At 42.3% G+C, this 18745-nt stretch carries 20 protein-coding genes; 10 read left to right on the forward strand and 10 right to left on the reverse strand.

Features of this window, described 5'->3' with window-relative positions:
• The first annotated feature begins 380 nt into the window (after positions 1-380).
• The 3 genes from IG80_RS0100170 (at position 381) to IG80_RS0100180 (ending at position 1882) form a co-directional block, all read left to right on the forward strand.
• On the forward strand, positions 381-767 hold the full coding sequence (locus IG80_RS0100170; RefSeq protein ID WP_156961970.1) for a hypothetical protein: 387 nt from the start codon (positions 381-383) through the stop codon (positions 765-767).
• 284 nt (positions 768-1051) lie between these two features.
• Positions 1052-1417 (forward strand): ribosome silencing factor, encoded by a 366-nt coding sequence (rsfS, locus tag IG80_RS0100175; protein ID WP_032112094.1) that lies wholly within the window; start codon positions 1052-1054, stop codon positions 1415-1417.
• A gap of 6 nt (positions 1418-1423) precedes the next feature.
• Positions 1424-1882, forward strand: coding sequence for a 23S rRNA (pseudouridine(1915)-N(3))-methyltransferase RlmH (locus IG80_RS0100180; RefSeq protein ID WP_032112095.1), 459 nt, complete (start codon positions 1424-1426; stop codon positions 1880-1882).
• A gap of 172 nt (positions 1883-2054) precedes the next feature.
• Here IG80_RS0100180 and IG80_RS13000 read toward each other — a convergent pair whose 3' ends face one another.
• Positions 2055-2801: a hypothetical protein gene (locus IG80_RS13000; protein ID WP_052045784.1), complete on the reverse strand. Its 747-nt coding sequence runs from the start codon at positions 2799-2801 to the stop codon at positions 2055-2057.
• A 204-nt stretch (positions 2802-3005) separates the two neighbouring features.
• Between IG80_RS13000 and rlmN the strand changes: the two genes are divergently transcribed.
• A complete protein-coding gene (gene rlmN, locus IG80_RS0100190) occupies positions 3006-4121 on the forward strand; it encodes a dual-specificity RNA methyltransferase RlmN (RefSeq protein WP_052045786.1) in 1116 nt (371 codons plus the stop codon).
• A 113-nt stretch (positions 4122-4234) separates the two neighbouring features.
• Here the strand turns inward: rlmN and parC are convergent, their stop codons facing one another.
• The 5 genes from parC to lpdA all read right to left on the reverse strand — a co-directional run bounded on the left by parC (position 4235) and on the right by lpdA (position 9969).
• Complete coding sequence (parC, locus tag IG80_RS0100195) at positions 4235-6451, reverse strand: DNA topoisomerase IV subunit A (RefSeq protein WP_032112096.1); 2217 nt, start codon at positions 6449-6451, stop codon at positions 4235-4237.
• 213 nt (positions 6452-6664) lie between these two features.
• A complete protein-coding gene (locus IG80_RS0100200; RefSeq protein ID WP_156961971.1) occupies positions 6665-7078 on the reverse strand; it encodes a hypothetical protein in 414 nt (137 codons plus the stop codon).
• Between the two features lie 77 nt (positions 7079-7155).
• Positions 7156-7584, reverse strand: coding sequence for a type II toxin-antitoxin system RatA family toxin (locus IG80_RS0100205; RefSeq protein ID WP_032112098.1), 429 nt, complete (start codon positions 7582-7584; stop codon positions 7156-7158).
• 3 nt (positions 7585-7587) lie between these two features.
• Complete coding sequence (lipA, locus tag IG80_RS0100210) at positions 7588-8502, reverse strand: lipoyl synthase (RefSeq protein WP_032112099.1); 915 nt, start codon at positions 8500-8502, stop codon at positions 7588-7590.
• Between the two features lie 72 nt (positions 8503-8574).
• Positions 8575-9969, reverse strand: coding sequence for a dihydrolipoyl dehydrogenase (lpdA, locus tag IG80_RS0100215; protein ID WP_032112100.1), 1395 nt, complete (start codon positions 9967-9969; stop codon positions 8575-8577).
• A 133-nt stretch (positions 9970-10102) separates the two neighbouring features.
• Between lpdA and IG80_RS0100220 the strand changes: the two genes are divergently transcribed.
• From IG80_RS0100220 to IG80_RS0100230, 3 genes are all read left to right on the forward strand, one after another.
• Entirely contained in the window at positions 10103-10792 is a 690-nt protein-coding gene (locus tag IG80_RS0100220; protein WP_032112101.1) for a response regulator, read from the forward strand.
• Positions 10793-10973: 181 nt separating this feature from the next.
• Positions 10974-12281: an ATP-binding protein gene (locus IG80_RS0100225; RefSeq protein WP_032112102.1), complete on the forward strand. Its 1308-nt coding sequence runs from the start codon at positions 10974-10976 to the stop codon at positions 12279-12281.
• A 180-nt stretch (positions 12282-12461) separates the two neighbouring features.
• Positions 12462-12797 (forward strand): phasin family protein, encoded by a 336-nt coding sequence (locus IG80_RS0100230; RefSeq protein WP_032112103.1) that lies wholly within the window; start codon positions 12462-12464, stop codon positions 12795-12797.
• Between the two features lie 136 nt (positions 12798-12933).
• On the opposite strand, the gene IG80_RS0100235 is transcribed toward IG80_RS0100230, so the two are convergent.
• Positions 12934-13530: a histidine phosphotransferase family protein gene (locus tag IG80_RS0100235; protein ID WP_032112104.1), complete on the reverse strand. Its 597-nt coding sequence runs from the start codon at positions 13528-13530 to the stop codon at positions 12934-12936.
• Positions 13531-13693: 163 nt separating this feature from the next.
• Between IG80_RS0100235 and IG80_RS0100240 the strand changes: the two genes are divergently transcribed.
• The 3 genes from IG80_RS0100240 to IG80_RS0100250 all read left to right on the forward strand — a co-directional run bounded on the left by IG80_RS0100240 (position 13694) and on the right by IG80_RS0100250 (position 15151).
• Positions 13694-13900, forward strand: coding sequence for a hypothetical protein (locus IG80_RS0100240; RefSeq protein ID WP_032112105.1), 207 nt, complete (start codon positions 13694-13696; stop codon positions 13898-13900).
• Between the two features lie 350 nt (positions 13901-14250).
• Positions 14251-14646: a hypothetical protein gene (locus tag IG80_RS0100245; RefSeq protein ID WP_032112106.1), complete on the forward strand. Its 396-nt coding sequence runs from the start codon at positions 14251-14253 to the stop codon at positions 14644-14646.
• Between the two features lie 184 nt (positions 14647-14830).
• Positions 14831-15151, forward strand: coding sequence for an FtsB family cell division protein (locus IG80_RS0100250; RefSeq protein WP_032112107.1), 321 nt, complete (start codon positions 14831-14833; stop codon positions 15149-15151).
• Positions 15152-15168: 17 nt separating this feature from the next.
• On the opposite strand, the gene IG80_RS0100255 is transcribed toward IG80_RS0100250, so the two are convergent.
• The 3 genes from IG80_RS0100255 to rnr all read right to left on the reverse strand — a co-directional run bounded on the left by IG80_RS0100255 (position 15169) and on the right by rnr (position 18659).
• On the reverse strand, positions 15169-15408 hold the full coding sequence (locus IG80_RS0100255; protein WP_052045787.1) for a glycine zipper domain-containing protein: 240 nt from the start codon (positions 15406-15408) through the stop codon (positions 15169-15171).
• A 159-nt stretch (positions 15409-15567) separates the two neighbouring features.
• On the reverse strand, positions 15568-16014 hold the full coding sequence (locus IG80_RS0100260; RefSeq protein ID WP_032112108.1) for a hypothetical protein: 447 nt from the start codon (positions 16012-16014) through the stop codon (positions 15568-15570).
• Positions 16015-16364: 350 nt separating this feature from the next.
• Positions 16365-18659 (reverse strand): ribonuclease R, encoded by a 2295-nt coding sequence (rnr, locus tag IG80_RS0100265; RefSeq protein WP_052045789.1) that lies wholly within the window; start codon positions 18657-18659, stop codon positions 16365-16367.
• Between the last annotated feature and the right edge of the window lie 86 nt (positions 18660-18745).

Consider the following 18745-nt stretch of genomic DNA (forward strand, 5'->3'; position numbering starts at 1 on the left):
TCCTTCCGATTTTTATTAGATCTGTTTCAAAACGTCGTCTTACTTCCCCCTTGGGGGGCATCAAGAAGGTGTTCGCGGTCCTCAGATGCCCTTATGGGCAACCCTCCGCTCTTCTCCTCCCTTTTTTCTTGCCTCTGAAGCACAATTCTTGGTTTTGAAAGAAGTGTAACATTTAGGGACGATGTATCCGTATTCAATTCACATTGCATAAAATGGTATGGCTTAAAAATTAATAAGAAATTTTTTCAGAGCGCTCTCAGATCCTCTTTTTATTTTATAAATTTTTAAGGTTTAAAAATTATCATATAATAAGATTGTTTTTTTTGAAATTTTGGAGGAAATAAATACAATCTTTCTTGTTTGTTGAAAAGGCAACTCCCATGAATTGGTTTCATTTTTTCGCAATATCAGTTTTATATCTAACGACACTCCACGCGTCTGAGAAGAATGAAGAATGGGAGTGGACAAAAAATTTTACGTTAGTGAACAGAATTGTTGTCCGACATACGCCAGCCTATATTCAATATGATTATAATACTAAAGAACCAAATTTTGGCAAAAGTAATATCATTTATATTCCTGCGGGAACTGCCGATAATGGATTTGAATATAAAAAATCATTTTGTCTCAGGACGCAAAGATCACTTCAGGAGTTCATAAAGGATTTAATAGAAAGTGGCGCTTGGAATAATAATCTTGAAGATAGTTATGGATTGACAGAATTGTTTGCTGATCCGCTTCTTAATTCCCATAATGTTGACAACTAAATACCTAAGTTGCCTCCCTTAGAAGTTAAAACATCTCAAAATCATTTTTGGGGGAAACCAGAAGCGAGAAAGGTTAGGAGGGCGATAATGTCAGCTCTCCCTATGCTTTATGTATAAAGGAAAAAACGTGATGAAACATAAAGACTGTACAATTTCATTTTATCATGGTATTTCTGATATTTATTTTTGAGGGTTAATAATTTAGATGAGAAAATATTTTTTTCTCGACTAAGTTTATTAGCCATCTATCTTATTGTATATAAAGTATTCAAGTGAAGGCTAGAATGTTAGAAAAAACTACCCCTTTAGATGTTGATGCGATTTATGAGGAAATCATAAAACTTTTGGATGAGAAAAAAGCTGAAAACATTGTCACCATTGACTTAAGAAATAAATCGTCCATCGCTGACAAGCTGATTATCGCCAGTGGGACTTCCACACGTCAAGTTGGGGCTATTGCGGAAGGCATCCACCGTGAATTAAAGAAACTCGGGGTTAAATCGTCCATTGAAGGTATTCCACAGTGTGATTGGGTGTTGGTAGATGCTGGTGATATTATCGTCCACGTTTTCCGCCCCGAAGTGCGAGCTTTCTACAATCTTGAAAAAATGTGGGGCGCGGAAATTCCCCAGTCTCAGGCATTTGTATAAGGTTTCATGAAAATTAATCTTGTCGTGATGGGACAGTTGAAAGACGGGCCAGAACATGACCTTATCCAAAAATACGTTAAGCGGTTGCATTGGAAGTTAGCTATCAAGCAATTGGTCTGCAAAAAAAACATGACTGGCGCAGAACTAAAGGCGGCTGAGGCAGAGCTGATTCGCGGCGCTCTTATTTCAGGCGCCCCATTACTTGCCCTTGATGAGCGCGGTCAAAATCTAACAAGCGATCAATTTGCCACAACTATTCAAAAGTTTCAATTACGCGGGACCAGTGAGTTCAATATTTGTATTGGAGGAGCCGAGGGGTTGCATCAAAATATTCGGGATCAAGCCGACTTGTTGATTAGCTTTGGGGCACTCACCTGGCCGCATATGCTAGTGCGGGTGATGGTGTTGGAACAATTATATAGGGCACAACAGATTCTTGCTGGACATCCTTATCATAAAGTCTAACAGTTCCCATTCGAGGTAAAAAAACTCTAATGTCAGTTCGGCATAAGCGACAGTGAGACCAAGGGCTTTCTTTGATGCCATTGCGAGGGTCTGCTAGCCCTCAAGAATGATAAGTTGGCAAAGAAAACAGTTTTTTTCTCTAGCATCTCAAGCCGAACTAAATTTATTATGTCTACTCTACCATACAAACAGGATAAGCATCATTACGTAGCATCCCGTTAGCTGCTTTGTATGGTGGGTTCCCATTTTTCAGTGTAATTGTGATTTGCGGCGGAAATCCCTTCATCACTCCATCTTTTAATTTAGGACCCTGGCAGAACTGTTGGTAGCTATTTCCCTTTTTTGACAGGCCGACTAAGAGAGCTTTAGGTTGATCACCATCCTGAATGTCAAAGGTGGCTTGTCCCCCGTCAATTGGTAAGCGCACAGGTTTGGACCCTTTAGTGCTATCTGTTGAGTTATCCATGGCACGTAAGAAAATCTCAAATTTTTCCTGTTCTTTGCCGAACATATTGCCAAATTCACCCTTCATCACCCTGTTGACTTGAACATTTAAAGAGGGGTTGGAAGAACCTTGGCCGTCTTGACCGCCATTATCGTAGCCACCGCCGTTGCCTTGATTACCGAAATTACCATTATCGTAGCCGCCGCCGTTGCCTTGATTATCGGAATTACCATTATCGTAGCCGCCGCCGTTGCCTTGATCACCGGAATTACCATTATCGTAGCCGCCGCCGTTGCCTTGATCATCGGAATTACCATTATCGTAGCCGCCGCCGTTGCCTTGATTACTGTAATTACTTTGATTGTTGTTTCCACCACCAGAGCTCCGAGCAAAGCTTGTGTCAGGGGTGAGAGTGGCGACAGCAAAAGCTAGAACGGCCGCACTTTGGAACAAAATTTTAGTGTATTTTAGCATAATAATTATCCTCACATTATCTTTCTATAAGGCAAATATAGTGTGAAATATTTAAATTTCGGTAAAACAGGTCTCGCATTTTCTCTTATTTGCACTTATATATAGGCTAATTGTCTTATTCCTTACTATCCGCGTCGCATGGGGCTTCTGGATAACAACAGCAGAGGATAAGACTTATTCAGCAAGAATCAGGAATAAACTACTGTGCAACAAACGAATATCATTGGTATTGGCCGGGACGATTTGAATGGTCTGTTTAAAGAAGCAGGAATTCCTGCATTTCGCGCAAAGCAGATATGGCACTGGCTCTATTTTCAAGGTGTGCGTTCTTTTGACCAGATGGCGAATGTTCCAAAGGATTTACGCGCTCGTTTATCAGAGATGTTCTTTATCCATCGTCCGACTCTGAGTCAAGCTCAAGTATCAACTGATGGGACACAAAAATGGCTCTTAAAGTTTTATGATGGGCAAGAGGTAGAGTGCGTGCACATTCCCGAGGTCGACCGCGGCACGATTTGTATTTCCTCCCAGGTTGGTTGTACGCTGACTTGTAAATTTTGCCACACCGGCACGCAAAAGCTTGTCAGAAACTTGACTTCTGGCGAAATTGTCGGTCAAATGATGGTCGCGCGAGATGTCTTTAATGAATGGCCGACACCATTTAGTCATCGCCATGTGTCCAATATCGTCATGATGGGGATGGGGGAACCGCTCTATAACTATGAAAATGTTGCTAACGCTTTAAAAATCATTATGGACCCCGAGGGGATTTCCCTATCCAAACGTAAAATCACCTTGTCAACCTCTGGGGTGGTGCCCATGATGCAGCAATGTGGTGAGGAGCTGGGCGTGAATCTTGCTGTCTCCCTGCATGCAGTGCGCGATGAGTTACGGAATATTCTGGTACCCCTCAACAAGAAATACCCGATCAAAGAATTATTGGAAGCCTGTCGTAATTATCCTGGCGCCAATAACGCCAACCGAATTACTTTTGAATATGTAATGCTGAAAGGGGTGAATGATACTCCTGCCGATGCACGAGAATTGGTTCGGTTGCTCAAGCATATTCCCTCTAAGATTAATTTGATTCCCTTTAATCCATGGCCGGGTTCTTCTTTTGAATGTTCTTCACCTAAAGCTATCGCTGAGTTTTCTGAAATTGTGTTTAAGGCGGGCTATTCAGCGCCAGTTAGAACACCGCGTGGTCGTGATATTTTAGCAGCCTGCGGTCAGCTAAAATCGGAAAGTGAACGTAAAAGTAAAAGTAAGCTGCAAAATATTCACAGCGAGGACCTCAATTCAGGGCAAGGAATAGGTTGAGAAAATTTTTGTTGAGAAATGTCTCAACCTATTCCTTGCTCTGAATGTGGCGCAAAAGAACCCAAGAGAACCTATAGCCAATCTATACTAGATTGGCTATAAAGGCACCGAACCTAAAATTTATTGGTTCGCGGGAAGCCAATAGGTGCGAGGCGGCCAAGGGTGGCACGTCGACCACGCCAGGTCCATAGATCCTTCTCATGATACTGTTTGCCGGAACGTTCCCACTTTAACCCATCAGCTTCATTGATGAGAGTGATGTCAGACAAGTTTCCTTGACGATATTTTTGCAAAGTAACACCACGGCCGCGGGACATCACCGGAAGATCAGTTACCGGAAAGATCAGTAATTTTCTATTCTCACCAATGACAGCAACCAAGGCAGCCTCTTCAGGAATCATCAGGCATGTCAGAACCTTGGCTCCATCAGCTGGCGTCATGACCTGTTTTCCGGTGCGTGTTTGCGCGATTAGACTACTTTCCTCCACCACAAATCCACGCCCATCAGAAGAGGCAAGGAGGTATTTTTGATCCGGTTTATTACGCGCTACCATCAGGTAAATGATTTCTTCTGTATTATCTAGATCAATCATCAGGCGCACGGGATCCCCCTGGCCTCGACCGCGGGATAACTTGTCGATGGACAGAGTATAAAAACGACCGTTGGTTGCTAAAAGCAACAATTTATCTGTTGTGCTGGCAGGCAGGATGTAGCCTTCTTCGTCCCCATCTTTATATTTAAGATCTTCTGCGCTTACCTGATGACCTTTAACCGCACGGATCCAGCCTTTTGCTGAACAAATGACGGTCACATCTTCGCGTTCAATTACTGCCTCAATCGGAATAATTACTGTGTCGGTTGGTTCGGTAATGACCGTGCGGCGTTTACCAATCTTTGTGTCAAGACCATAGGTTTTTTCCAAGTCTTTGAGATCTTGTTTAATGCGTTTCCATTGCAAATGAGGGGTTCCCAGAAGTTTGTTCAGCTTTTCTTGTTCTTCTGTTAATTCCCCATGCTCTTTACGAATTTCGATTTCTTGAAGCTTGCGGAGAGAGCGCAAACGCATGTTCAAAATAGCTTCAACTTGATTATCCGTCAGGTTGAATTTTTGCATCATCACAATCTTGGGATCGTCTTCTTCACGAATAATATGGATAACTTCATCAATATTGAGATAGGCGATCAGATGCCCTTCAAGCAATTCTAGGCGATTGGTAATCTGGATAAGACGGTGTTCTGTTCGACGCTTGAGGACGACCTGGCGATGATTAAGATAGGCTTGTAGCACTTCTTTCAAGGACATGACGCGCGGAATCTTGCCGCCATCGAGCACATTCATGTTAAGAGAAATGCGTGTTTCAAGATCTGTTTGTCTGTAAAGCGATTCCATCAAAACTTCTGGATCGACATTGCGGCTTTTGGGTTCCAGGACAATACGGATGTCATCGGCCGATTCATCTAAAATATCATTGAGGAGGGGGAGCTTTTTATCACTCAACAAAGTAGCTATTTTTTCAATCAGCTTGGACTTATTAATTTGATAAGGAATCTCGGTGACAATAACTCGGTATAAACCGGCTTTTTGCTGTTCAACTTCCCATTTCGCACGCAAGCGGAAGCTACCGCGACCTGTCTCATAAGCTTTAATCAGCGATTCTTGATGTTCAACTAAAGTGCCCCCCGTTGGAAAATCAGGAGCGGGGAGGAATTGAACGAGCTCACGAACAGTGGCATTAGGATTTTCAATTAGATACATCAAAGCATGGCAGATTTCGACCACATTATGCGGCGGAATCGAGGTTGCCATCCCCACCGCAATACCTGTGGCGCCATTGGCGAGGAGATTTGGGAAAGCTGCCGGAAAAACAATTGGTTCTTCTGATTCGCCGTCATAAGTAGTGCGGAAATCAATGGCATTTTCCTCAATGCCTTCCATAAGGGCAGTCGCCACAGCGGTTAAGCGAGCCTCAGTATAACGCATTGCAGCGGCATTATCGCCATCGATGTTGCCAAAGTTTCCTTGACCATCAATCAAGGGATACCGAACGCTAAAATCCTGAGCCAGACGCACAAGAGCATCATAAATCGCTGCATCTCCATGAGGATGGAACTTACCCATGACGTCACCAACAACCCTGGCGGATTTCTTAAAGGGAGAATTAGGGTTAAGGCGCAGTTGCTGCATGGCATAAATTAAGCGTCGATGTACCGGTTTTAGTCCATCACGCACATCTGGTAAAGACCGTGAAATAATCGTCGACAAAGCGTACGAGAGGTATCTTTCCCCTAACGCTTTTTCAAAATCTACATTATGAATTGTATCTGACATAATTTCACAAACTTGATCACGGGTTAATATTGAGCGCTACGTTTTAGGTAGTCATTGCCCACTCTTGATAGATAGATTCCTAATATGCGACCGCAAACTCCAGGAATCAACCTTTATCTTATTATTACAAGAACATTTCCAGAAGGTCCAGTGTCTCTTTCTGATTGCGACGTTCAAAACTAATGCGAAACTTATTGATTGTTATATTATATTTCACTCTTCTTCACCGTCATCGACTCGCCGTAATACAATATTGAAATATGCTTCATCGCCGGTATGGGTGCGGGAAGTATCAAAGCACTCTAACGTAAACCCATCAATAGGGTGAAAGGCGAGGCTTTTTAGCTTATGGAGACTGTGATTACTTACATAATCTGCAAAGGTAATTTTTTTAGGAAGATCATTTTTTGACCCAGTAAAAAGAAAATAATGCCATTCGTAGGTTTGACCCGCTATGGTAAATTTTTTTCCGATCAGGTTTGGCGCAGGTGTTAATTGCGGTGTAGCCGTCTTAATTTCTGGTACAGCCTCCATTAGTTGCCCCAGGGTCAAGGGCGCATCCGACAGATTTGCCATGGTAGATGTTGCTATGTGTAATAAGGAAAGGCAGAAAAAGAGATGCCGCATATTAGCTGGTCCAATGAGAACTTCTTATGGTCAAGTGTAACGCGTGTTATTCTGCCTGAAAACCCTATTCTTAATCTTTAATAAATAGCAGCAGCACGTTTTTCAAACGCCTGAATCATGCGTTTAACCACTTCGCCAAAGGCGGATTGGAGGACTACCTGAAGATAACTCGCCTGAAATTCAAAATCGATGAAGAAATCAAGTTCCATCAATTTGTCATCACGTTGTTGGAAGTTCCAATGATTATGTAAATATTGAAAGGGACCGTTGATATAGTTAATATCGATAGACTGATGCGGCGTTAACACGACCTCAGAACGATAGGTGGTGCGGATCAACTTATATCCAATTTCAAGGTCGGCAATGAATTTTTGGGGTTCTCTTGAAATAATGTTGGCTGAAAGAATCCAGGGCAAAAACTCTGGGTATTTCTCAACATCAGCAACCAAATCAAAGATTTGTTCTACCTGGTAGGGTAGGATGCGTTTTTCTGCATGTGTTGGCATCAATTAACCTGCTAATTGCGCATGGCGTGCGCTCTTCAGACGTTCAAAGTCATCGCCTGCATGATAGGAAGAGCGTGTCAATGGCGAAGACGCCATCACTAAAAACCCTTTACCACGACCCATGGTCGCATAATCGCTAAATTCGGTTGGCTCTACAAAACGGATCACTGGGTGGTGTTTTGGTGTGGGTTGGAGATACTGACCAATCGTCATAAAGTCCACATCGGCGATTCGGAGATCGTCCATCACTTGATAAATCTCAGGCTTTGTTTCACCCAAACCGACCATAATTCCTGATTTTGTAAAGATGGTTGGGTCAAACTTTTTCACCGTTTCAAGCAATCGCAATGAATGATAATAGCGTGCCCCTGGCCTGACCTCAGAATAGAGCCTAGGTACCGTTTCAAGATTGTGATTGTAGACATCTGGGCGCGCCTCAACCACTGTTTCAATGGCTCCAGGTTTGCGTTGGAAGTCTGGTGTTAACACCTCAATGGTGGTGCCTGGTGAAAAAAGGCGGATTTGACGAATGACACGGGCAAAGTGGTTTGCGCCTCCATCCTCAAGGTCGTCACGGTCAACAGAGGTGATGACCACATGGGAAAGACCCAGCTTGGCGATGGCTTCGGCGACGCGTTCTGGTTCATGGGGGTCAAGTTGATCGGGCCGACCAGTCTTCACATTACAAAAGGTGCAGGCACGGGTACAAACTTCGCCTAAAATCATAATGGTGGCGTGCTTTTTTTTCCAACATTCCCCAATGTTTGGGCAAGCTGCTTCCTCACAAACCGTGTTAAGTTTGAGGTCGCGCATCAACTGAGCTGTTTCGCGGTATTCAGTTGAAACAGGAGCTTTCACGCGAATCCAATCGGGTTTGCGTTGAATCGAAGGGGGTGATTCTGAGGCCTGCTGTGTCATTTAATCGTTCCTACTTTAGCGTGAGCTTGATTCTTGCCGCTTTGGAGGGCACCCTTGTTTAATAAGACTACCTTACATATGAATTGTTTGGCCATAGGCATTGAGGACAGATTCATGCATCATTTCCGATAAAGTGGGGTGAGGGAAAATCGTGTGCATTAACTCAGCCTCTGTCGTTTCCAATGTTTTGGCAATGCCAAAGCCTTGGATCAATTCTGTGACTTCGGTACCAATCATATGCGCTCCTAAAAGTTCACCTGTTTTTGCATCAAAAATCGTCTTGACGAGACCTTCCGGTTCACCTAATGCTAATGCTTTGCCATTACCCATTGGCTGGAAACGGCCCACCTTGATTTCTTTGCCAAGTTCTTTGGCTTTTGCTTCGGTGAGGCCAATGCTGGCAACCTGTGGGATGCTATAGGTGCAGCCAGGAATCCTTGACTTATCCAGCGTGTGCACATCCTTGATGCCAGCGATCTTTTCAACGCAAATAATACCCTCATGGCTCGCTTTATGGGCTAGCCACGGCGCCCCTGCAATATCACCAATGGCATAGACATTCGGCTCAGCTGTTTCACACCAGTCATTCACCTGGATTTGATTGCGTTCAACCTTAACCTGGGTATTTTCAAGCCCCAGATCATCCGTGTTACCAACAATACCGATGGCAAGAATGATCTTTTCTGCCGTTAAAGTCTCTAGACCTTGTTCCGTTTTTACTGCAACTTTCGCGCTGTCTTTTTGTTTTTCAATTTTATCGACGCTTGTGTTGAGTTTAAATCTAATTCCTTGTTTTTCAAAACTCTTTAGCGCGATTTTAGAGATTTCTTCATCTTCTTGGGGCAGAATACGTGGGAGCATTTCAATGACGGTGACATCAACGCCAAGAAGGTTATAAAAGCTGGCAAATTCAATGCCAATTGCGCCGGAGCCAACAATGATTAAGGATTTTGGCAGCGCTTTAGGCACCATCGCATGGCGTGCCACCCAGATGGTTTCGCCATCGACATCAATTCCCGGGATTGTGCGCGCACGGGCGCCTGTGGCTAAGATAATATGTTTGCCTTTAATCTCCTCGCGTTTTCCGTCAGCGCTTGTGATCTCCACAATGCCCTTGCCTTTAAGGCGGCCATGACCATCGATTGTTGCGATTTTATTCTTTTTAAACAATCCTTTAATGCCGCCGGCAAGCTGGCTTGAGATTTTACGGGAACGCTCAACTACTTTGTCAATCATAATTTCGGCTTTAGAAACCTTAATACCAAAAGACTCAGCATTGTCGATCAAATGTTTAATTTCGGCCGTGCGCAATAATGCTTTGGTTGGAATACACCCCCAATTGAGACAAACGCCGCCTAAATGTTCTTTTTCAACGACAACTGTTTTAAGTCCCAATTGTGCTGCCCGAATTGCGGCAACATATCCACCAGGACCGGCGCCAATAACAACCAAATCAAACTCTTGCATAACTGAGCACTCTCCTTCAAACCTCATCCATGTACGCTAGTTGCATACCAATGTGATATTACCCCTAGAAATGTTCATAACATACCGGTATGATTTTCCCAATGATTTTCCGTATTAAGTTGGTAAAAGATCCATGCAAAATTCCACTATTCTTGTGGTTGATGATGACCGCCGTTTGCGTGATTTATTAGTTAAGTTCCTCAAAGAAAAAGACTTTCGAGTCTCTTCAGCAAATTCTGCTGCTGAAGCGCGGGCCCAACTCGCCTTAAACAAAGTTGATTTGATTGTGCTTGATATTATGATGCCAGGGGAAAACGGGTTGGAGCTCACTCAGAGCTTGCGGGAGTCGGGCAATGATGTGCCAATTTTATTTTTAACAGCCAAAGATTCAGTGGATGAAAAAATTGAAGGTCTGGATATCGGCGCCGACGATTATCTGACTAAACCTTTTGAGCCAAGCGAGCTTACTGCCCGAATTCGCGCTATTTTAAGGCGCAATATGCAAGGCGGAGAGACAAGAAAAGAAGATGAGATTTTGCGTTTTGGGAGACTTACTTTTTCTTTAAAGGAGGGCGCCTTGCAGGATGAGACTTCTAAGATCCAACTCAGCTCGACAGAGTTGATTTTGCTGAAGACTTTGGCTCAATCACCCTGGCAGCCTTTCTCACGCGCAGATTTAGCGCAGAGGATTGGCCATCGGGTGGAAGAACGCACAGTTGATGTCCAGATTACCCGTCTTCGCCGAAAATTACAGGATGATTCTCGACATCCCAAATTCATTCAAACAGTGCGCCATATTGGTTATACTCTTTGCCCAGACTAATAGAGTAGCTTTAATCATAAAGGTGACATTTGATAGGTCCTTTCGCCCCTCATGGCGATAAAGAAGGTTTTCAGACCTTTTTAGCGGTAAAAGTGTTGAGAGAGAAATAAGGTTAAATTTCGATGGAGTAGTTTATCTACTTCAAGTATTTTAGGTATATATTTAAAGTAATTGAAAAAAAATGACGTTTAATCCACTGCTACTCTTCAAAAAAATACTGCCTAAAAGCCTTTTAGGACGCTCTCTCATTATCTTAATCACGCCGCTAATTGTGGTCCAGGTCGTCTTAAGTTATTTATTCTTTGATCGTCATACAGAAGCGATTTTACATCTATTGGCCAAGTCAATTGTTGCCGACGTCCAGACGATTGCCCAGCTGACGAGCGACAATTTACCCATCGAAAAAGTCCAGGAAATCGCCCAAAATTTTGAATTTGACCTGCAGTTTCAAAAAGAAGCAAAAATGCCGCGTCATGGCGCTGATAAAGATCGCTGGTTATATCAATTTATGACAGACGCATTGGATGAAAACTTAAAGTTTCTTTATTTTTTGCGGATTGATAATCACAATATTTACATCGACGTTGCTCATCCGGCAGGCGTCCTTCACATTACCACACCCCGCAAACGACTTTATAGCCGAACCACTCCTCTTGTGATTATTTGGACAACGATTTCGGCCGCCTTGCTTCTGATTATCTCGTCCATCTTTATGCGTAATCAATTAAAGCCAATTATTCGCTTGGCAAATGCCTCGGAAAATTTTGGCAAAGGGATTGATAATGGACCAATTCCCGCAGAAGGTGCAACAGAAGTGAGGAGAGCAGGGAAGGCATATAATGTGATGCGTGAGCGTATTAATCGCCAATTGAAGGAAAGAATGGAGATGTTGGCGGGTGTTTCGCACGATCTTCGCACGCCCTTAACCCGAATGAAATTACAACTAGCCCTCATGTCGCCAACAGAAGAAGTTGTGGATTTACAAGAAGATGTGGAATCGATGCGGCTCATGGTTCAAGGCTTTCTTGATTTTGCCAGAGGCTCAGAGCATGAAGCTACTCAACTGGTTGAGCTCAAATCCTTTCTTGAAGATATCATTGATGATTTAAGCCATCTGAAGATTAAAATTCATCTTTCCTCCCCCGAGGCCATAAAAATTAACCTCAGAAAGCTTAGCTTTAATCGTTGCTTAACCAATTTGCTGTTAAATTCAGATAGATATGGTACGGAAGCGTCGGTTGCCGTTGAGTTGCAAGATAAGAACATTCTGATTTATGTGGATGACAATGGTCCTGGAATTTCAGATAAAGAAATTGCCAATGTCTTTAAGCCGTTTTACAGGGTGGATGAATCTCGTAACGCAGAAACAGGGGGAGTTGGTTTAGGGTTAAGCATCGCTCGAGACGTGATTTTAAGTCATGGAGGTGCACTAACTTTAGGAAAATCACCCTCTGGAGGCTTGAGAGTTGTGATAAAAATACCATTTTAACTATTACACAGATGGTTGACGTCTCGCGTAGAGAATGTCAGAATTTATTTAACGTAATGCCAATAGGGGGCGGGTTATGACACAGAATCCTTTTCAGAAAGTCCAAGAGAGAATGAAAGAGTTTAGCAACAAGATGCCAAGTTTAGATAGGGAAGCAATGATGCACAGCCATAAAAAAATATGGAAGCTTTAACTGAGGCTAACAAAATGGCAATCGAAGTGATGAAATCCATTGCTCAATTGCAAACTCAGTATGTAAAACAAACTTTTGAAGATATGTCGGCTATTATGCGCGACGTGATATCTCATCCGCCTGTTTCTAAAGAGGCAATTGAAAAGCAATCTCACCATGTAAAGCAACAGGCTGACAAAGCATTTGAACACGGTTCAACCATTTCTTCAACACTTGCAAAAAGCCAAAAAGAAATATTTGATATCATGCATAGCCGCTATCATGAAGGCGCGAAAGAATTCTTCAATCAGCAGGATCATGTAAAGTCAAAAACTAAACACTAATTGTTTAGTTCTATGAAGTTAGCAAAAAGGCCTCCTTTGAGAGGCTTTTTTGTTATGCCATTTTTTCTTACGGTGTCCATTATTATCCTCTATAACGCAGTTGTTATCGTATTAATGATGAAAATTTTTCACCACTTCAACTGAATTTGAAAACGATCTGGTTAGGTTGCGGGATTTGATAGGTAACTTTTGTCTCCAGGTCGCGACTTAAAAGATACGCCAAATGGCCGATAATTCCTCTTGAGGTGAGATCTTCATAGCTTGCCTTTCCTGTGAGAGCCTCAATAACTTCCTCATTTAATTTAATATATGGTCCCATAATTTCGATGGAAAAGTCTGGATGAACGGCAATTTTCCCTCCACGAGGCAGAGAATCAATTGCAATCAAGATAATAGCAACAATAAGACGTACCGCATTGCCTAAAATTGAATCTTCAATCCGGCATAGCCAGTCAATGTGATATTTATCAAGGTCAATTGATTTATTGATAATGCGCACAGCATCCGTGAAAGTTGGTTTTTTTGGGGAATTTGTATAACCGGACAAACAGCGTAAAAGCTCAAGCTTATTTATGGCAGACTTAACGCTGTACTGCAAAATTTTTTGAGGACCATCGGGATCCTCCGATTCAGGGAGCATATCCAGACCAATGGAAATAGCGCTTAAAGGGGCTGCCAAATCGTGGCAGAGACGGGAACACATGAGGTAAGCCAGGTTAAGATTATATTGCATAAAAAATCCAAAATCAGGAAAGTCCTTACTTTCAGTATAAATAACATTTTAATATATTCAAATATTGTTGACTGTATTTTAAGAGTAAATTAATAATGTGATTATCATGACAAATGTCTGGTGGCATTTGCATCGATTTAATACAATCTTTTAGGAGAATATAATGAACAAGTTACTCATCGCCCTCACAGCCCTTTTTGCTACAACAGCAGTTATCGCGACAGAAACAAAAAAAGAAGAAGTAAAGCACGAAGAAACAAAGACTGAAACGACAGCTCTAGTTGCTGATGCGAAAAAAGAAGAAAAAGCTGATAAAAAAGCTGACAAAGAAGTAAAGCACGAAGAAACAAAGACTGAAGAAAAGAAATAATCTTTTCCTTTCTTAGGTATTCTTTAAAAAGGCGTGCATATTTTATGCCGCCTTTTTTTATAGGCGTTCCCTTCTTTCTCATTTCCTATTGTGACATACAGGTAGTTAGATACCCTGCCCATCAATTAAGACGATCATCTGTAGGGGGGCTCCTTACCCTATTATTCTAAGTCAAGACTCTTCCTTATACTCATGAATGCTTAATAGAGAACTGATGTTAATATCATTCAACTAATAGTTTGTCTTTTGTGTGAATAAAACCCTGTATTTCCCGGTTATTCTGTTGTTTATTAAACTTATAGTTGGCATAATGTTTAAATATTATCTTTTTTATAGGGGAAGGAACCATTATGAGCCTTTATCGTTTGGAGAGTGATAAGTATGAAATAGCATTAGGGTATGATCAGGGCTTAAAAAGTTTTTGGTTGGTTGTTCACCATAATTATGGGAATTCATCTCACTTAAATACGCCTATTTTTAACAATATCCTTCATTGGCCAGGTGTTCGTATGTCTATCAATGATGTGAAGCACGTTCTTGAAAAATTTCAGGAAAAAATTCCTGGAAAAGAGCTCTACCAACTTTATTTAGAAGCAGAAAACTGTGGCTATTTTTCAAAACTTATTATTGATGATTTTAGAAATCCTTCAAGAGCTCACCACAGCTCATCATCACATCGGCGTCTTTGGAAAATCCTCAATCATTTTGTCAGTAAAAAGATTGATAGATTTTATTGTACCAGCTAAAGTGGTAAAGACTAATGAATGTAATTGTACAAACGAAGAAGAACTCTTTATATGATCTTGCCGATCAAGTAAGCAAAATGCCTTTCCTTAGTGTCATCACGGATGACAATAGGGGAAGAGCCCTTCTGGTACGCTAATGTTATTTAGAGAGTGGTGTTTATAATTTTTAAACTTGAGTAACGTAATGAGAACTGAATTCTCAAGAAGATTCCAGCAGGTGGTGGGACCACTTATTTCAATAACTCTTTTGGGATATTTTGTATATCATATTATTCAAGGAGAGCGAGGCCTCTTATCATGGATGCGCTTGAAGCAAAAAATTCAAACACTTGAACAGAAACTAACCTCTGTTCAAGAAGAACAGTCTCAGCTTGAACAACGGGTCTACCTATTGCGTCCTGACAGCCTCGACCGGGATATGTTGGAAGAGCAAGCGCGTAAAATCCTTAACTATGCCAACACGGATGAACTTATTATTCATGACTCTGAGCTAGTTAAGGAATAGGCTCTTCTAGGAGCCTATTAATGTCTATCTTGTCGTTCCATTGACTTACCGACTTCAGAACCAACGAGGGCCCCACCAACAGCGCCGACACCAGCGGCTATGATACTTCCTGTGCCGCCACCTATTTGCGAGCCTATAATCGCACCAGTTGCACCACCAAGGACGGTCCCTTGAGTTTGCTTGGACAACCCAACGTTTGAACATCCTGAAAATGTGAAAGCCGATGCTGTGATGAATAAAACAGGGATTAACTTCATTTTTCCTGCTCCTTTTTTCGAATAAACTTCTACATATCTTATAACTTGGAATTAAGAGGTTAAAATTCAAGTGAGGAAGAGATATTAATTTATCACTATAAGAGGACCCTGCTTAACATGCGGGGTGGACGGTGTGGGGTAGCAGCCTATTCTCCTCCTTTAATTGTCAAGAAAGGAGGTTTCCGCGGGGGATATTTCGCGCACAGAAAAGGTGATATGTATACCTTGGTTTCCTAAAGCGGGTGGAAGCATAAGAGCAAAGACACTTAGGTGATTGGGAACAATCTCTTTAAGTTGGAGCTTGGTAGATTCAAGTCCATTTGCTATGATAACATCACCTAATTTGCGGGTATCAGTCACGTCGTTTGTTAGGAAGTGGGCATACCGTAATTCATATGTTATTTCACCAATTTTTTGAAAGACTTGCTTAGGGTCAACATGCAACATATTGAAAGAAGGAGTCATTTCTTCCAATTGAGGAAAAGCTCGGAGAACTTGAGTTACTGTTGGGTTAGACGCTTTCTCTTCGTTGGGCAGGACATCCGCTGCAAATGTTCTGGTAACGATGGCAAGAATTAAGGCAACACTTGATAAAAGATGATACATTAAAAAACTCTCTTTAATAGAATAATGAATAAAATAATTGAAAGATTAAAATTTCAATCAATTAAAAATTGTAATTTAGTAAAATTTTATAATCAAGGGGGTTGTTCATTTTTCAAGACTATACACTCTCTTGTGCCCTCTGAGAGAAGAACCAACCCTATCTCAGACCTGTCTCTCATCCTTTGGCTTGGCCCCAGGGACTCCACCTTTAATTATAATGCTCTATATTCTCCTACTCAGATATCATAGAGCGGCTTTTTCCAGCTAACCCCCCGTAGTACAAGGATGACAAGGGCCTTCTTAGGCGAACTGCATTTTTATAGCTACTGTTAGGGACCTCACGATAGAATCTATTCCTTTACCTTCTTAGATGATTCTTTTGGTTTGCGCCTTTCTTTTACTTTCTTTGTTTTTATCTCTTTTTGAAGAGACTCATGATCTTTCGCTGATTTACGCTTTTCATTATGTTTTCTAGAAGTCTCGCTCCGATTTTCAAAGTCAGCCAGACGGAAGGAAAGGCTGTTGGTAACAACGTTCGCTTCAATCAAAAATGCCTCTACCGTATCTCCAAGTTGGAAAGAGGTTTTAGAGCGGCGGCCTACAAAACGATGATTTTGTTCATCAAAATGAAACTCATGGCCAAGGCTGTGTTTGGGGATAAACCCTTGGGCGCCGGAGGAGGGGATTTCCACAAATAAACCGACTCGATTAACACCAACAATCACGGTTTTAAAGTTCTCACCTACCTTATTGGCAACATAGGAGATGGCATAGCGGTCAGAAACTTGGCGTTCTGCCTGGGCGGCTGTGCGCTCTGTGAGAGAAATATGTTCCCCCAGATTGACGAAATTATCAGGTTTTTCACTGTAGCCATCATCACCAAGGTTAAGCGCTGAAATAAGACAACGGTGGACGATCAAGTCCGAATAACGCCGAATCGGCGAGGTGAAATGAGCGTAATGGGCTAAGCTCAAGCCAAAGTGACCGATATTATCTGGGCTATATTTTGCTGGCATTTGCGATCTTAAGACCAATTCATTAATGAGACGTTCGTATTTATGATGCTTAACTTCATGTAGAATGGCGTTAAATTGGCGTGGTTCGGGCGAAGTTGCTTTGGCAAAGTTTAACTTCATCTGCTTAAGGACTTGGCGTAAATTCTCAACCCGCATTGTATCTGGTTTATCATGAATCCGGAAGATGCATGGCCAATTTTTCACAATCAAAGTCTTGGCAGCAGCAACGTTGGCTGCAATCATCAGCTCTTCAATAAGCTTGTGGCTATCAAGGCGTTCCCGTAAGATAATGTCCTTCACATCTCCGTTGTCATTGAACAAAATTTGGCGTTCAGGCACGTCCAGATCCAGGGTGCCGCGTTGTTCTCTGGCTTTGAGGAGGGATTTGTATACCCCAAAAAGCGGTTGAATGACCGTTGTATGGAGAGGTTCTGTTATCGCATCTAGTTTGCCATTTAAGGCATTTTGCACTTGATTATAGGTGAGACGAGCGCGGGAGCGCATGAGGCCCCGTTTAACACGATGAGATTTTATTTTGCCATGGGCAGTTATAGTCATCTCAATCACCATGCAGGCACGATCCTCAAAAGGTTTGAGCGAGCAAAGCTCATTAGAGAGAGCTTCTGGGAGCATGGGGACCACCCGATCCGGGAAGTAAACGGAATTGCCTCGCTCGTAAGCCTCTTTATCAAGCGCCGATCCAGCGCGTACATAATAGGAAACGTCAGCAATCGCCACAATTGCACGCCAACCATCTAGGTTATGGGGATCTGTATCGGCCTCTGCCCACACGGCATCGTCAAAGTCACGCGCATCTTCGCCATCAATGGTCACTAAGTCGATGTTTCGATAATCGGTGCGGTTTTCAAGAGGCGGGATTTTGCCTCCTTTGGCGATTTTTAAGGCCTCAGGGGAAAATTGATGGGGAATATCAAACTCATGGATCGCAAGTTCACTAAAGATATGGGAATCATTGATGCTACCAATGCGCTGAATAATTTTCAAGCCCTCTTGATAGGTGGTTGAGAATTTGACAACATCACCAGGTTTAAGGCCTTTTGCCTGTTCGTGGTTAATGTGGGCGCCATTAAATGAATCCTTGCGATTGCAAGAAGACAAGTAACCACCATGGCGATTAGGGTTGAAAATCCCCACATGGATTTTTTGATCTTTCTCAATACGCCGAATAACAGTTGCTTGCCATTCGTGGGGAAGTTGTTTGACAATACGTACGATAACTTTTGAAGTAATTTCCAAAGCAGACCGTCCGTGGATATAGGAAGGGCGCAGTTTTACAAGCCGAACCAGCGGCCGGGTTTCATCTTCTACCCATTCTAGGGGATGAGCCAGAAAATCACCCTCTTCATCCACATCAACTATTTCAACAGAAATAATATCATCAATAGTGCTCGTGGTTGTGGAGGGATGAGTGGTTAATCGGCGCCTTGGACCCCGAATAACATCGCCAGAGCCATATAACTCTTTCAATGTTTGTTTAAGAATAATGCGCTGCTCCCCCTTTAAGCCCAAAAGTTTGGCAATCTGGCTTTTCGTGAGCGGATGCTGACTATTTTTAATCGTGTTCAGTATCTCTTGGCGAAGATCTTGGTTTGCGTCTGTTTTTTTCATTTGCGTCCAAAAGGGTTATCATGCATTTTGATTGTTAATTTTAGGTTAAATGGCATTTACACAAAATTCATTTACATGAGTAATAA

Source organism: Candidatus Paracaedibacter symbiosus, assembly GCF_000757605.1.
Classification (GTDB): domain Bacteria; phylum Pseudomonadota; class Alphaproteobacteria; order Paracaedibacterales; family Paracaedibacteraceae; genus Paracaedibacter_A; species Paracaedibacter_A symbiosus.

What these genes read in the sequence shown, in the direction of transcription:
- IG80_RS0100170 (WP_156961970.1), top strand. Translation starts at nt 381, where the DNA reads ATGAATTGGTTTCATTTTTTCGCAATATCAGTTTTATATCTAACGACA.
- rsfS (WP_032112094.1), top strand. Translation starts at nt 1,052, where the DNA reads ATGTTAGAAAAAACTACCCCTTTAGATGTTGATGCGATTTATGAGGAA.
- IG80_RS0100180 (WP_032112095.1), top strand. Translation starts at nt 1,424, where the DNA reads ATGAAAATTAATCTTGTCGTGATGGGACAGTTGAAAGACGGGCCAGAA.
- IG80_RS13000 (WP_052045784.1), bottom strand. Translation starts at nt 2,801, where the DNA reads ATGCTAAAATACACTAAAATTTTGTTCCAAAGTGCGGCCGTTCTAGCT.
- parC (WP_032112096.1), bottom strand. Translation starts at nt 6,451, where the DNA reads ATGTCAGATACAATTCATAATGTAGATTTTGAAAAAGCGTTAGGGGAA.
- IG80_RS0100200 (WP_156961971.1), bottom strand. Translation starts at nt 7,078, where the DNA reads ATGCGGCATCTCTTTTTCTGCCTTTCCTTATTACACATAGCAACATCT.
- IG80_RS0100205 (WP_032112098.1), bottom strand. Translation starts at nt 7,584, where the DNA reads ATGCCAACACATGCAGAAAAACGCATCCTACCCTACCAGGTAGAACAA.
- lipA (WP_032112099.1), bottom strand. Translation starts at nt 8,502, where the DNA reads ATGACACAGCAGGCCTCAGAATCACCCCCTTCGATTCAACGCAAACCC.
- lpdA (WP_032112100.1), bottom strand. Translation starts at nt 9,969, where the DNA reads ATGCAAGAGTTTGATTTGGTTGTTATTGGCGCCGGTCCTGGTGGATAT.
- IG80_RS0100220 (WP_032112101.1), top strand. Translation starts at nt 10,103, where the DNA reads ATGCAAAATTCCACTATTCTTGTGGTTGATGATGACCGCCGTTTGCGT.
- IG80_RS0100225 (WP_032112102.1), top strand. Translation starts at nt 10,974, where the DNA reads ATGACGTTTAATCCACTGCTACTCTTCAAAAAAATACTGCCTAAAAGC.
- IG80_RS0100230 (WP_032112103.1), top strand. Translation starts at nt 12,462, where the DNA reads ATGGAAGCTTTAACTGAGGCTAACAAAATGGCAATCGAAGTGATGAAA.
- IG80_RS0100235 (WP_032112104.1), bottom strand. Translation starts at nt 13,530, where the DNA reads ATGCAATATAATCTTAACCTGGCTTACCTCATGTGTTCCCGTCTCTGC.
- IG80_RS0100240 (WP_032112105.1), top strand. Translation starts at nt 13,694, where the DNA reads ATGAACAAGTTACTCATCGCCCTCACAGCCCTTTTTGCTACAACAGCA.
- IG80_RS0100245 (WP_032112106.1), top strand. Translation starts at nt 14,251, where the DNA reads ATGAGCCTTTATCGTTTGGAGAGTGATAAGTATGAAATAGCATTAGGG.
- IG80_RS0100250 (WP_032112107.1), top strand. Translation starts at nt 14,831, where the DNA reads ATGAGAACTGAATTCTCAAGAAGATTCCAGCAGGTGGTGGGACCACTT.
- IG80_RS0100255 (WP_052045787.1), bottom strand. Translation starts at nt 15,408, where the DNA reads ATGAAGTTAATCCCTGTTTTATTCATCACAGCATCGGCTTTCACATTT.
- IG80_RS0100260 (WP_032112108.1), bottom strand. Translation starts at nt 16,014, where the DNA reads ATGTATCATCTTTTATCAAGTGTTGCCTTAATTCTTGCCATCGTTACC.
- rnr (WP_052045789.1), bottom strand. Translation starts at nt 18,659, where the DNA reads ATGAAAAAAACAGACGCAAACCAAGATCTTCGCCAAGAGATACTGAAC.